This is a genomic window from Paraconexibacter sp. (assembly GCF_041602235.1).
In the GTDB taxonomy this organism is placed as follows: domain Bacteria; phylum Actinomycetota; class Thermoleophilia; order Solirubrobacterales; family Solirubrobacteraceae; genus Paraconexibacter.
In genome coordinates this window covers 1-13,330 of the sequence record NZ_JBFIGP010000083.1, presented here as the reverse complement: position 1 = coordinate 13,330, position 13,330 = coordinate 1, and the positions used below count along the sequence as shown (strand labels likewise).

Here is a 13,330-nt window from a genome sequence, read left to right as displayed (position 1 = left end):
GCCACCGCCCTCATCGGCGCCGGATGCGGCAAGGAGAACCCCTCGCGCAAGACGCTCGACAAGCCGCAGCTCGGCATCGGCAGCACCGAGAAGGAGGCCGCCGAGGATCTGGGCTTCCCCGGCTTCGCGACCAAGAACACGACCCGCGTCGGAGGCAGCGACCCGGCCGCCAACGCGGCCGCCGTCGCCCGGGCCGTGTACCCCGGGGACGAACCCGCGCAGCGCCCGGCCGCCGTCGCCCTCGCCGACGGCAGCGACTGGCGCATCGCGCTCGCCGCCAGCGCGCTCATGGCGCCGCCGCTGCGCGCCCCGGTCCTGCTCTCCGACGGTGAGAAGGCGCCGGCCGTCACCGTCGAGGCGCTGCGGACGCTGGCCCCGACGGGCTCCAAGCGCACCGGAGGCGCACAGGTCGTTCGGGTCGGCGACGTGTTCCGCCCCGCGCGCCTGAAGACGACCGACGTCACCGGGGCCAACCCGTTCGCCGTGGCGCGTGCCCTGGACGCCTTCGGCGCGGCGGTGCGGGGCAGCGCCTCGAACCGCGTCGTCGTGGTGAGTGCCGACGCCCCCGGATACGCCATGCCCGCCGCCTCGTGGTCGGCGCGCAGCGGCGATCCGATCCTGTTCGTCCGCAAGGACGTGGTGCCGCCCGAGACCCGAGCGGCGTTGAAGGCCCACCGCAAGCCGCAGATCTACGTCCTGGGCCCGTCGAAGATCGTGTCACCGAAGGTCACGCGCGTCCTCCGCACCCTGGGCACCGTGACGCGCGTCGGCGATCAGGACATCGCCTCCAACGCCGTCGCCTTCGCCCGGTTCCGCGACGGCGAGTTCGGCTGGGGCATCACGGATCCCGGCCACGGGCTCGTGTTCGCGAGCGCCGCGCGCCCCGCCGATGCCGCCGCCGCCGCGCCCCTGTCCTCGAGCGGGACCTACGGTCCGCTCCTGGTCCTCCCGCAGGCGGGCCGGCTCCCTGCCGCGGTCCAGCAGTACCTGCTCGACGTCCAGCCCGGCTACGACCTCGATCCGGTACGCGGCGTCTACAATCACGGCTGGATCATCGGCGACGCCAAGGCGATCGACATCGGGGTGCAGGCGAAGATCGACGGCCTGCTGGAGATCTCCCCCGTGAACGCCGCACAGGAGGAGGAGCCGACGGCCACCACCGGCGGGGCGTCGGCGCCCAAGCCGTCGACGACCACCACCCCCAAGCCGGACCCGTCACCGACCACCACCACGCGGAGCGCACCTTGAGCGAAGCCGAGTCCCCCGATCGCACCACCCGCAGCGGCGTCCAGGTCACCGTGGACGACGTCCGCGAGCTGATGGGCGCCTCGACACCGCACTTCGCCCTCCAACTGCGCAACCGGATCGCCAAGCTCGTCCGGGGCCTTCCGGCCGACCACCCCGCGCGGGTGCTCGGCGAGCAGGAGATCGAGCGGCTGACCCGCCTGGGCTTCTCCGGCGAGACGCGCGGGACCCAACGCGAGACGGGTATCGACCCGCTCGCGTCGGTGTCCGAGAGCGTCTGAGCAGCGCAGGCCGCCCCGCGGCGACCGCGTCAGACGGAGGCCGCGACGCGGCCGCGGATCAGGTCCGCCGCCCGCTCGGCCACGGCCTGCACGGTGCCGTGCGTGTGGCCGCGCGGCAACGACGGGAGCACCGAGGCGTCCACGATCCGCAGGGCGTCGAGGCCCTGGACCCGCAGCTCGCTGTCGACCACGCCCTGCCCTCCCCCGCCGATCCGGCACGTGCCGACCGGGTGGTACAGGGTGTGGGCGATCTTCCGGACCCCCGAGGCGATCTCCTCGTCGGTCTGCAGCTGCGAGCCCGGAAAGCGCTCGCGTCCCAGGTGCTGCGCGAAGGCGGGACGCCGCAGGATCTCGCGCGCCCGCCGGACCCCGGCCACCATGACCCGCATGTCGTGCCCGTCCGGGTCGCCGAAGTAGTTGGGGTCGACGATCGGCGCGACGCGCGCATCCCGCGACGCCAGCCGCACGCGGCCCCGGCTCTCGGGACGCAGCAGGACGACCCCGACGCTGATGCCGTGCTCCTCGGCGTCCACGAGGCCCTCGCCTTCGAACAGGACGGGAGCGAAGATCAGCTCGTAGTCCGGTGCGGCGAGGCCATCGTCGCTGCGGGCGAAGGCCGCGATCTCCCCGACGTTGGAGGTGAGCATCCCGGTCCGACGAGCCAGGAACCGCACGAGCTCGGCGGGCTTCTCGGCCGCGAAGAGCGACGTCGGCGTGGGGGTCGCCGCGGTGACGAGCGCGACGAGGTGGTCCTGCAGGTGCTCGCCGACCTGCGGGCTGTCGAGGACGACGTCGATGTCGAGCTCGGCGAGGTGGTCGGCCGGCCCGACGCCGGACCGCATGAGCACCTGGGGGGTGTTGAGCGCACCAGCGCTCAGGATCACCTCCCGCGCGGCGTTCGCGGTGTGCGCCGCTCCGGCGGCGTCCGTGAAGGCGACGCCCGTCGCGCGACGCCCCTCGAACAGGACGCGGTCGACGACGACCCCGCACCGCACCTCGAGGTTGGGGCGCTCGCGCGCGGGCGTGAGGTAGGCGTCGGCGGCCGTGCGACGCATGCCGCGCCGCTGCGCCAGTGGCGTGACCGCCACCCCGTCGGGCTCGTCGCTGGTCAGCGGTCCGGACAGCGGCAGCCCGTCCTGCTGCGCCGCCTCCAGGAACGCCTGCGACAGCGGGTTCAGGGACCGCGGGAACCGCGGGGACTGCGCGCGGTGCGCGCGCTCGCGGTAGGGGGCCAGCTCACGGGGACCCCACCCCTCGGCCCCTTCCGCGACCCAGTCCTCCTGGTCCTGGCGATGACCGGGGATCTGCATCATCGCGTTCATCGCCGAGCAGCCGCCGAGCATGCGACCCCGCGGCGTGAACACGCGCCGGCCGTCGAGTCCGGGCTGCGGCTCGGTCTCGTAGTTCCAGTCGCGGTCCGTCTTGAACAGCTTCGGGAAGGCGGCGGGGATCCGCACCTCCTTCGAGGCCTTCTCGGGCCCGGCTTCGAGCAGGAGCACCCGGGTCGACGGGTCCTCCGAGAGACGAGCGGCCAGCACGCATCCGGCGGAACCGCCACCCACGATCACGACGTCGTACATGCTCTGAGCCTAGCGCGACCTGACACGGTGTCAGCATCAACGCCCGGGGACCAGCAGCACCGCCGCCTCGGGCACCGCCGACTGCAGGGCCAGGGGGTCGACGACCTCCCCGGGGGCCAGGGTGAGGGCGCGCGCGGCCCAGTGCCCGTCGTCCCCGGTCACGGGCGGCGGCAGGATCGCCAGCGGCGCCAGGCGTCGCGCCGCGGGTGCCGCACCCGTTCCGCGGCCGGCCACCGCGACGAACGCCAGCTGCGCTGCCGGGGCGGCGCGCCGCAGGACCGTCCCGCCGCCGAGGTAGTGCTGCGCGGCGACGCGCCCGGAGCCGGGCACGACGACGACCGCCCGCGGCCCCGCCGGCGCGGGACCCAGCGCCCGGACGGCCGCGCGCCAGTCCTCACGCTGGTAGGCGGGGTCGGCCTGGACGGCGAGGACCGTGCCCGTCCCGAGCACGCCCGCGAGCGCCGCGGCCGCCAGTCCGGTCCGCGCCGGCAGGGCCGCGAACCCGACGCCCAGCAGCGCGATGAGCGGCACCACCGCGGCGATCAGGTTGCGGGTGACCACGTAGTCGTCCCCCGCCAGGGCCAGCCCGACCGGAACGAGCACGCTGCCGAGGCCGACGAGTCCCAGTCGCCGCACCGCGTCCTGGCGGACGCGCACCGCCCACGCGACCGCGAGCAGTGCGAGCGCTGCGCCGAGCGCCGTCAGGAGGGCTTCGGCCGGCGCGTCGTAGCCGACCAGCAGCTGCTTCGGGACCTGGAGCACGCGCTCACCGAGCGGCGTCTGGGAGATGAACCCGGCCCGCCCCGCCTCCCGCTGGTCGAGGGCCAGCGGCAGCAGCGCGAGCCCGGCGATGAACGGGGCCGCCAGGGCGACCGCGGCCATCCGCGCCTGGCCACGAAGCGCCCACACGAGCCAGATCGCCTCCCCCAGGACGAGGAACAGCGCGAAGAAGTGCGTCGCGAACGCGAACGCGGCGACCACGCCCCAGGCCACGAGCCTCGGGGCGGTCGGTGACTCGAGGGCCCGCTGCAGCAGCAGCACCGAGACGGCGGCGAGCAGGACGAGCAGGGCGTAGGCCCGGGCCTCCTGCGAGAACCACACGAGCAGCGGGTTGGTCGCGACCAGGAGGGCGGCGATGAGCGCGGCGCGCACCCCGGCGAGACGGCGGGCGACGGCGGCCAGCACCGGGACGGTCGCCACGCCGGCGAGCGCCGACAGCGAGCGCAGCGCAGCCTCCCCGTCCCCGAGCACCTGGGTCCAGACCCACGCGAGGACGTAGTAGAGCGGAGGGGTCGACTCCTGGTCCCGCACCGCGCCGAGCAGGTCCCCGGCACCGTGGCGCAGGACGTCGACCGTCGCGGCTTCGTCGGCCCAGTAGGACTGCGCGCCCAGCGTCGGGAACCGCAGCGCGGCAGCGAGAACGACGATCCCGATGAGCGCCGTCCGCGCGCGACCCGTCACAGGCGCCAGGGTACTCACGCGGCGCGGCCCGCCAGGGCTCGTGGGTATCCTCGGAGTGGTGCCCCGAGCCGTCCGCGCCCTTCTCCTGAGCGTCCTGCTCTCCGCCGTCTGCACGCCCGTGGCCGCGACCGCCAAGGTCCCCAGGGAGTTCTTCGGGGTCATGATCGACGGTCCGGCGACCGAGACACCCGGGGTGCTCGAGCGCGAGGCGCCCCGCATGCGGGCACGTGGCCCCAGGACGGTCCGGTTCGCGATCGACTGGGCCGCGGCCCAGCCGTACGCGAGCTTCGACCAGGTCCCCGAGGGCGAGCGGGAGCGCTTCACGGACGTGGGCGGGGTCCCCACCGATTTCAGCCGCAGCGACCGCATCGTGCGCCTGCTCGCCGCGGGTCGCTTGCGCCCGTTCCCCGTGATCCTCCACGCTCCGGACTGGGCGGCGAAGTTCCCCGGTCCCTTCTACCAGGCCGGCCGGTACGGATCGCCGCCGGCGTCGCCCAGGACCTACGCCCGCTTCGTCGCCGCGCTCGCGCGCCGGTACGGGCCCAGCGGAACGCTCTGGCGGAGCATCACGCCCTCCAAGCGCCGCCCGATCCGCGACTGGCAGATCTGGAACGAGCCGAACCTCGGCCAGTACTGGAGCGAGAAGAACTTCCAGCGCGGTTACGTGCCGCTCCTGCGCGCCTCGCGCAAGGCCATCCGCGCGGTCGACCGCAAGGCGCGGATCGTCACCGGGGGGCTCACCAACGGTGCGTCGAGCACGGCCTGGACGGCGCTGCGCCGCATCTACGAGGCCGGGGGCAAGGGGACGTTCGACGTCGTGGCGCTCCACCCGTACACGCGCAACGCCAACGGCGTGCGGGCCACGATCCGCTCGACGCGAAAGGTCACCCGCGACAAGGGCCAGGGCAGGATGCCGATCCTGCTGAGCGAGATCTCGTTCTCCTCCAGCGACGGCGAGTCCCCGGACCGCAAGACGTTCGCGACCTGGGACACCTCCGAGGGCGGTCAGGCCGATCGGCTGCGGAGCACGCTCAAGATGGTCGTTCGGGAGCGTCGTCGGCTCCGGATCAGCGGCGTGCTCTGGTACACGTGGCTCTCACCCGACGTCCAGAAGGGACGCTGGTCCGACTACGCGGGCCTCAGTCGGCTGGATGGTCACCGCATCGTCCGCAAGCCGGCGCTGTTGTCCTTCCAGAGGACCGTGCGACAACTCTCGCGCTGACCCGGCCCCTACCTCACCTCTCCTTCTCCGTGATCCGAACCTCGAGCCCCATGCCGCGTCGACTGCCCGTCGCGGCGCTGACGCTGGCCACGGCGCTGATCACGCTGCTCGCGCTGATCGGCACGCCGGTCGCCCGCGCGGCGACGTCGCAGGAGTCGATGTTCCAGGACGACCCGCTGCTGGTGTACGGCGACGAGGTGACGCAGAAGCGCACCCTGGACAGGCTCGTCCACCTGGGGGTCGACCGCATACGCGTCTCGGTCTTCTGGCGCATCGTGGCACCGGCCAACGACGCTGCCAAGAAGCCCGACGGCTTCAACGCCGCGGACCCGGCCGCCTACCCGAGCGGCGCCTGGGACCGGTACGACCGCCTGATCGTCGCCGCGAAGAACCGCGGCATCCGCGTCAACCTGAACATCACCTCGCCGGTCCCGGACTGGGCCGCGGGCAACCCCGAGCGCGCCGACCTCAAGCCGACCTACGCGCCCGACGCCGGGGAGTTCGCCCGATTCGTCGCCGCGGTCGGGACGCGATACTCGGGCCGGTACGGAGGTCTTCCCCGTGTCGACTACTGGTCGATCTGGAACGAGCCGAACCAGCCCGGCTGGCTGACCCCGCAGTGGCTGCCGGACAAGGACGCGCCCGGCGGGTTCGCCGACGCGGCACCGCGGATCTACCGCGACCTGGCGAACGCCATGTGGTTCGGGCTGTCGATCAGTGGTCACGCCGGCGACACGATCCTGGTCGGTGAGACCGCGCCGAAGGGCCAGGCGAGGGCCCGCGGCGTGTCGCGGGCGATGAAGCCGCGACGGTTCCTGCTGCGGCTGTACTGCCTCGACGACAACGCCCAGGTCCTGAAGGGCGCCGAGGCGAAGCGCAACCAATGTCCCGGGAAGGTCGACGGGTTCCGTGAGGCCAACCCCGGCCTGTTCCAGGTTACCGGACTGGCCCACCACCCCTACGAGCTCACCCGCGCGCCCGACGTGGAGCCCGAGGACCCCGAGTTCTTCACGACCGGCAACCTGCGCGCCCTCGGCTCGCTGATGGGTCGCGTGTTCCTGCGCTACGGGGCAGCGATCCCGGGCGACGGGAAGGGCGGCTTCCCGCTCTACCTCACCGAGTACGGCTACCAGACCGACCCTCCGGACCCGACGGGGGTCTCGCGCGCCCGCCAGGCCGCCTACCTCAACCAGGCGGAGTGGATCACGGCCCGAAACCGCGCGGTGAAGACGCTGTCGCAGTTCCTGCTGTTCGACGACAAGCCGGTGGAGGGCGCCACGAAGCTCCAGCAGTACGGCGCGACGTTCCAGAGCGGCCTGTCGACCGACGCCGGGAGGCGCAAGCCGGCCTACGCGGCCTACCGCTTCCCGATCCACGTGCGTCGCACCACGATCAACCGCGGCAGCCTGGCGACCGTCTGGGGGCTGCTGCGCGCCGGTCGGCCGAAGACCCGTGAGACCGTCCGCATCGAGGGCCGGCCTTCCGGCGCGAAGCGGTATCGCACGCTCCGGACCGTGCGGGCGGACGCGCTCCGCGGGTACCTCCAGGCGCGGGTCCGGCTGCGGCGCACGACGCGGGTCCGGCTGTCGTGGCGTGACCCGCGGACGAAGTCGGTCCAGCGGTCCCGGTCGGTCACGATCAAGGTCCGGCAGCGGCGGCGCTGATCCCGCGTCCAGCCGCGGCCTCCCGGGAAGTGGTGAGGCGACGGACGGCAGAGCGTCCAGTCGCGGACGGTCCCGCTCGACCCGTTCGCGGACGCGCCGATTCCCGGGGCATGACACCCCTCGCCTGGTCCATGACCGCCGCGGCCCTGGTCCAGGTCGCGTTCCTCGTCGCGTTGATCGTGACGCTCCCGCGCTGAGCGGTCGGTCGCCGTCTAGGCTGGGGTGCACATGCCCCAGCCGCAGGAACCGCGCGGAGCCGCGGCGCGAACGTCCGGGATAGAAGGCTCGGATCTCCCCGGTCCGTTCCCGGTCGGCACGTACGCGAAGAAGCTCCAGGAGCGGCTCCGCGGCTTCGCCCGCGTCCAGTTGATCGGCGAGGTCGTCGGGCTCCGGGTCCTCGCCAAGAGCGTGTACTTCGACCTGCGCGACGGCGACGGCGCGGTACCCGTCGCGATGTGGCGGCGCGACTTCGACCGGCTGGGTCTCCCCGAGGGCCTGCTCGTGGACGGAGCCGAGGTCGTCGTCGGTGGGGGCGCCGACTACTACCCGGGCTCGAGGACCTCGTCGGGGTCGTTCTCGTTCCGCGCCACGATGCTCCGCGTCGCCGGCGAGGGCGATCTCCTCGCCCGGATCGAGCGGTTGCGGCGCAAGCTCGGGGAGGAAGGCCTGTTCGACCCTCAGAAGGCGTTGCCGCGACCGTCGCTGCCGCGCACGATCGGGGTCGTGACCGCGGAGACCGGTGAGGCGCGCAACGACGTGCTCGCCGGCCTGCGCCGCCGCGGATGGGCCGGGTGCCTGGTGTGGGCGTTCGCCCCCGTGCAGGACCGGCACGCCGCGCCGCGGATCGTGTCGGCCCTGCAGGACCTCGCCGCGACCGGCGCGGTGGACGTCATCGTCGTCGCCCGCGGAGGCGGCTCGGTCGCCGACCTGATGGCGTTCAGCGACGAGACGCTGTGCCGGACGGTCGCCATGCTGCGCACCCCGGTGATCGCCGCCGTCGGCCACCACGGCGACCGGACCCTGATCGACGACGTCGCCGCCGTCTCGTGCTCCACGCCGACCCACGCCGCGGAGGCCGCGGTCCCCCTGGACGTCGCCGCGGAGCGGACGCGTCTGCAGCGGCGTGCCACGCGGCTGGTGCATCACGGGCGCTCCGCGGTGCTGGCCCGCGCTCGCGTCCTCGAGCGGCTGGCGCGCGCGCCGGCCGAGCACGTGCGACGGCACAGCGTCCGGCTGCACCAGCTCCTGCGCGAACTGCGCGCCAGCGCCCGACGCGGGGTCGCGGTCGCGCAGCGGGACGCCGCGACGCGTGCCCGCGTCCTGGCGCGCAAGGCGGGGGCGTCGGCCGGCGCCGAGGCCGTGGCGAGACGCCGCGCGCTGGACTCCTTCGCCCTGGCCCTCGCCGCGCACGACCCGGAGCGCGTCGTCGAGCGCGGATACGCGGTGGTGGACGATGGCGCGGGCCGCGTGATCACGTCGGCCGCCGACGCCCGAGCGACGGGTCGCGTCCGCCTGCTGTTCAGCGACGCCTCCGTCCGTGCGACGATCGACGACGACCCGTCAGAGGAGCCCGAGGAATCGTGAACGACGCCCCACCCACCACGACGAGCTACGAGGCGGCCACCGCCCGGCTCGAGGAGATCATCCGTCGGCTGGACTCCGGCGAGGCCGGTCTGCGCGAGACCCTCGACCTGTGCAAGGAGGGCCGCACGCTGGTCGAGTTCTGCGCCGGCGAACTGGAAGCGGTCGGGCGCGGGCTCCAGGAGCTCCGACTCGACGACCTCGTCGCCCGGCTCGAGGGGTCCGCGCCCGACCCGGCTGCGGCCCCGTCGCCTGCGAACGCCTCCACCCCGGCCCCACCGTCCCCGCCCACCTCCGACAACCTGCCGTTCTAGGCACATAGGAGCCGCCATGCCCACATGGGATCACCTCAAGGACCTGCCGCTCACGATCGACGGATACGGCCTGGAACGGCTGGAGCGTGACGTCTCCAGCGGGTTCACCCGCGTCTCGACGGTCATCCGGCTGCAGGGCGCCGGGCACGACGGCCTCGGTGAGGACGTCACCTACGACGCCGAGGACCACGACGTGCTGCAGGCGGCCGGTCCGGTACAGCCGCTGAGCGGCACCTGGACGCTCGAGGCGTTCTGCGACCACCTCGCCACGCTCGACCTCTGGCCCGAACCGCCCCAGCGCGACGCGTCGCGTCTGTACCGCGTGTGGGCGTACGAGTCCGCCGCGCTCGATCTCGCGCTGCGCCAGGCGGGCCGGGCGCTGCACGAGGCGCTCGGCCGCGAGCCGCGGCCGCTCACCTTCGTGATGTCGCTGCGCCTCGGTGAGCCCGCGTCCCTCGCGCCGCTGCGTTCCCGCCTGGACCGCTACCCCTCGCTGCGCTTCAAGCTCGACCCGACACCCTCGTGGGACGAGGACCTGATCGCCGGCCTGGTGACCACCGGAGCCGTGGACTCGGTGGATCTCAAGGGCCTGTACGAGGGCTCCGTCGTCGACAACCCGCCCGACCCCGAGCTCTACCGGCGTGTCGCCGAGGCGTTCCCCGACGCCTGGATCGAGGACCCGAAGCTCACGGAGGAGACCGACCCGGTCCTGAAGGCCCACCGCGACCGCATCACCTGGGACGCGCCGATCCACTCCGTGGCGGACATCGACGCACTGCCGTTCCCGCCCCGCATGGTGAACATCAAGCCGTCGCGTGTCGGCGGACTACGCCCGCTGCTGCACGCCTACGACACCTGCGACGAGCGCGGGATCCGGATGTACGGGGGCGGCCAGTTCGAGCTCGGCCCGGGGCGCGGGCAGATCCAGTACCTCGCCTCGCTGTTCCACCCCGACACGCCCAACGACGTCGCGCCCGGTGGCTACGACGAGGATCCTCCCCCCGCGGGGCTCCCGGTCAGCCCCATCGCGCCGCAGCCCTCGGCGATCGGCTTCCGCTGGGGCGAGGACTGAGGGCCCGGACGGGCTCGGGACCGGTCCTCACGCCGCACCGTGCGGGCCGGCCGAGCCTCACCGTCGCAACGCGGGAGGCGCGCGAACGGGCTACCGTTCCCCCCGCAAACCGATTGACTGGTCGATCAAGGGGTCAGATACACCATGGATGAACGTCTCGGAATCGCCGGCAGCGGCGCCATCGCCACCGGCCTCGCGGTCACCGCATCGGTGCACGGCGATGTCGTGCTCGTCGCGCGCAGCGACGCGTCCGCAGAACGTGCCACCGCCACCATCGCGAAGCTCGCCGGACGCCTCGACGGCGCCGACGCCGCGAGGGTCACGGTGACGACCGACATGTCGGCACTCGCCGACCGCACCTTCGTGGTGGAGGCCATCGCGGAGGACATGGAGGCCAAGACGGCGCTGCTGAGCGCGCTGGCCGAGGTCATCGCCGATGAGGCGGTCCTGGGCTCCACGACCTCCTCCCTGTCCGTCGCCAGGCTCGCCGCCACCGCGCGCGTGGCCGAGCGCTTCGTCGGGCTGCACGTGTTCAACCCGGTCACGATGATGAAGCTCGTCGAGCTGGCCTACCCCGTCGAGGCGACCGCGGAGACCCGCAGCCGCGCGTTCGCGCTCTGCGAGGCGCTCGGCAAGACGCCGGTCGATGTCCCGGACACCCCCGGGTTCGTCGTCAACCGCCTCCTGTTCCCGTACCTGTTCAGCGCCGCCGAGTTCCTGGAGGAGTCGGGCCTGGAGCCCGCGGCGGTCGACACGTGCATGAAGCTGGGCGCCGGCCACCCGATGGGCCCGCTGGCCCTGCTGGACTTCGTCGGCCTCGACGTCTCGATCGCCATCGGCGAGACGATCGGCGCTTCGATCCCCGAGAACGTGCGCGCGCTGGCCGCCGAGGGTCACCTCGGCAAGAAGAGCGGCCGGGGTTTCTACGACTACAGCAAGCGGTAGGCCCTGGCGCATGGAGCTGCGCGTCCACCGGATCCCCTGGAGCACCAACGTGGAGCGGATCGCCCTCGCGGCCGCCCACAAGTCCGTGCCGGTGACCTACGTGGACCACGACCCGGAGGACCGCTCCTCGCTGCGGACCCTCTCGGGGCAGGAGCTCGTCCCGGTCGCCGAGTTCCCGGGCGGCGAGATCCTCGCGGACTCGCCGCGCATCCTCCGCCGGCTCGAGGAGCTCGTGCCGGAGCCGCCGTTGTGGCCGCACGACCCCGGCCGCAGGGCGGAGGCCGACATCTTCGTCGAGTGGTTCAACCGCGTCTGGAAGGTGCCGCCGAACGCGATCGATGCGGAGCGTCGGCGGGCCGAGCCCGACACCGACCGGATCCGGCTCTGGGCGGAGGAGCTCCGGGGGTGGCTGCCGCTCTTCGAGTCGCTGCTGACCGGGCGCCCCTTCCTGCTGGGTGACACCCTGGGCATCGCTGACGTCGTCACGTTCCCGTTCCTGCGCTACGGCCTGCTCCACGACCCGGCGGACGAGGACCCGTTCCACCACGTGCTCGTCGAGGAGATGCCGATCACGCCGGACTACCCGCTCCTCACGGAGTGGGTGCAGCGTCTCGATCAACTGCCCCGCGCCTGAGCCTCCCCGCCTCCTCGCACCGCAGTGCGAGGCTCAGGACGAACCGCCCGTGTGGCTCGTCGAGCCGGTCGCCGAACAGCTCCCGCAGACGGCCGAGCCGGTACCGCACCGTCTGCGGGTGGACGTCCAGCGCGCGGGCGACGGCCTCGCCCCGACCCTGGTGGTCGAGCCAGGCCCGCAACGTGGCCCGGAGCTTCCCGGAGTTGGAGGCGGTCAGCTCGGCGAGGGGCGCCAGCGCCACCGCGGCCAGGTCGCGTGAGAGCCCGGCGTCGCGGAGCAGCAGCAGCTCCGTCATGTGGGCGTCGGCGCGCACGACGGGCCCCAGGTCGGGGTCCCACTCCCCGAGGGACCTCGCCGCCCGGGCCCGTCGCAGGCTGGCCGCCGCGTCGCGCGGGGCCACGGCGGGACCGAGCCCGACCACCGCGTCGTCGCCGGCGCCCGAGGCCAGGCGGTCCCGCAGACCGGGGGCCGCGGGGTCGCTGATCACGGCGACCGCCTCGTCGTCGAGCACCGCGACGAGATCCTCCGGGAGCAGCCGTGCGCCGAGCGGCGTCGCGGACTCGGCGGGCGCGACCAGGATCGCGATGCGCGCGGGCGTCGTCCACCCCAGCTCGGCTGCCGCGCCGGCGACCTCGGCGGCGGATTGCGGCTGGGTCACGAGCGCGCGCACGAGAGCCCGCGTGCGCCGAGAGCGCTCCCCGGCCTCGCGCGACTGCTCCTGCGCATAGCCGTCGGCGGACTCGGCGCTGAGCTCGTCGATGTAGGCGAACATCGCCTCGCCGAGCGCGTACAGGTCCTCCGGGTCCAGCCCCGCGTCGACCCCCGCCTCGACCGCGCGCCGCCAGGCGATGCGGGCCCCGGTGCGGTAGGCGGACAGCAGCGCCTCGAGCGACCGACCAGCGGCCCGCTCGCCACGACCGAGGTGCACGTAGGTCTCACGCCCGAGGCGGCGCGACCGGGTCGGATCCTCGACCAGGTCGGCGAACCGCACGAGCGCCTGCTCGACGCCCTGACGGACCGCGTCGCCGAACGGCCCGCGCAGCGGGCGGTCGTACTCCGGGATCTCTCGCCGCAGCGCCGTGATCGTCTCGGCCGCGAGTTCGGGCAGGATCGGTCGCAGCACCGCCGCGGCCTGGGGACTGGGCACAGGCTTCATTTGTCACGAATGTACAAGTTCTACGTGGATGCCCGCGTCAGCAACGACAAGAACCGCCGGTTCCTGTCACTTACCGTGATTCCATGTCCACCCCCACCTCCGCCCCGCCCACCGGCCCGGCCCAGGGATCCGCCGCACGCGCCGCTCGCCGCCCGGACCACGACCGCGACTACGT

Annotated in this window: 12 protein-coding genes; 9 read left to right on the top strand and 3 right to left on the bottom strand. The window is 73.6% G+C overall.

The annotated features are described in order from the left end of the window. Positions 1-1,248: hypothetical protein (locus ABYE80_RS08970; protein ID WP_372789934.1), on the top strand; the 1,248-nt coding region annotated here is incomplete at its 5' end. After that, positions 1,245-1,526, top strand: a complete 282-nt coding sequence (locus tag ABYE80_RS08965; protein ID WP_372789933.1) for a hypothetical protein — start codon at positions 1,245-1,247, stop codon at positions 1,524-1,526. The genes ABYE80_RS08970 and ABYE80_RS08965, both read left to right, overlap by 4 nt. Positions 1,527-1,555: 29 nt before the next feature. On the opposite strand, the gene ABYE80_RS08960 is transcribed toward ABYE80_RS08965, so the two are convergent. Then, entirely contained in the window at positions 1,556-3,106 is a 1,551-nt protein-coding gene (locus tag ABYE80_RS08960) for a GMC family oxidoreductase (protein ID WP_372789932.1), read from the bottom strand. Between the two features lie 36 nt (positions 3,107-3,142). After that, positions 3,143-4,567, bottom strand: a complete 1,425-nt coding sequence (locus tag ABYE80_RS08955) for a glycosyltransferase family 39 protein (RefSeq protein WP_372789931.1) — start codon at positions 4,565-4,567, stop codon at positions 3,143-3,145. A 58-nt stretch (positions 4,568-4,625) separates the two neighbouring features. Between ABYE80_RS08955 and ABYE80_RS08950 the strand changes: the two genes are divergently transcribed. From ABYE80_RS08950 to ABYE80_RS08920, 7 genes are all read left to right on the top strand, one after another. Next, positions 4,626-5,789 (top strand): hypothetical protein, encoded by a 1,164-nt coding sequence (locus ABYE80_RS08950; RefSeq protein ID WP_372789930.1) that lies wholly within the window; start codon positions 4,626-4,628, stop codon positions 5,787-5,789. Between the two features lie 50 nt (positions 5,790-5,839). Next, positions 5,840-7,453, top strand: coding sequence for a cellulase family glycosylhydrolase (locus ABYE80_RS08945; protein WP_372789929.1), 1,614 nt, complete (start codon positions 5,840-5,842; stop codon positions 7,451-7,453). 228 nt (positions 7,454-7,681) lie between these two features. After that, entirely contained in the window at positions 7,682-9,037 is a 1,356-nt protein-coding gene (xseA, locus tag ABYE80_RS08940; protein ID WP_372789928.1) for an exodeoxyribonuclease VII large subunit, read from the top strand. After that, positions 9,034-9,348, top strand: coding sequence for an exodeoxyribonuclease VII small subunit (gene xseB / locus ABYE80_RS08935; protein ID WP_372789927.1), 315 nt, complete (start codon positions 9,034-9,036; stop codon positions 9,346-9,348). Before xseA ends, xseB begins: the two co-directional genes overlap by 4 nt. Positions 9,349-9,364: 16 nt before the next feature. After that, positions 9,365-10,420, top strand: coding sequence for a hypothetical protein (locus tag ABYE80_RS08930; protein ID WP_372789926.1), 1,056 nt, complete (start codon positions 9,365-9,367; stop codon positions 10,418-10,420). 144 nt (positions 10,421-10,564) lie between these two features. Next, positions 10,565-11,365: a 3-hydroxyacyl-CoA dehydrogenase family protein gene (locus ABYE80_RS08925; protein WP_372789925.1), complete on the top strand. Its 801-nt coding sequence runs from the start codon at positions 10,565-10,567 to the stop codon at positions 11,363-11,365. A gap of 10 nt (positions 11,366-11,375) precedes the next feature. Further along, positions 11,376-11,999, top strand: a complete 624-nt coding sequence (locus tag ABYE80_RS08920; RefSeq protein WP_372789924.1) for a glutathione S-transferase family protein — start codon at positions 11,376-11,378, stop codon at positions 11,997-11,999. Here the strand turns inward: ABYE80_RS08920 and ABYE80_RS08915 are convergent. Then, on the bottom strand, positions 11,956-13,155 hold the full coding sequence (locus ABYE80_RS08915; RefSeq protein ID WP_372789923.1) for a helix-turn-helix domain-containing protein: 1,200 nt from the start codon (positions 13,153-13,155) through the stop codon (positions 11,956-11,958). The two genes, ABYE80_RS08920 and ABYE80_RS08915, sit on opposite strands and share 44 nt — an antisense overlap. Positions 13,156-13,330: the final 175 nt, after the last annotated feature.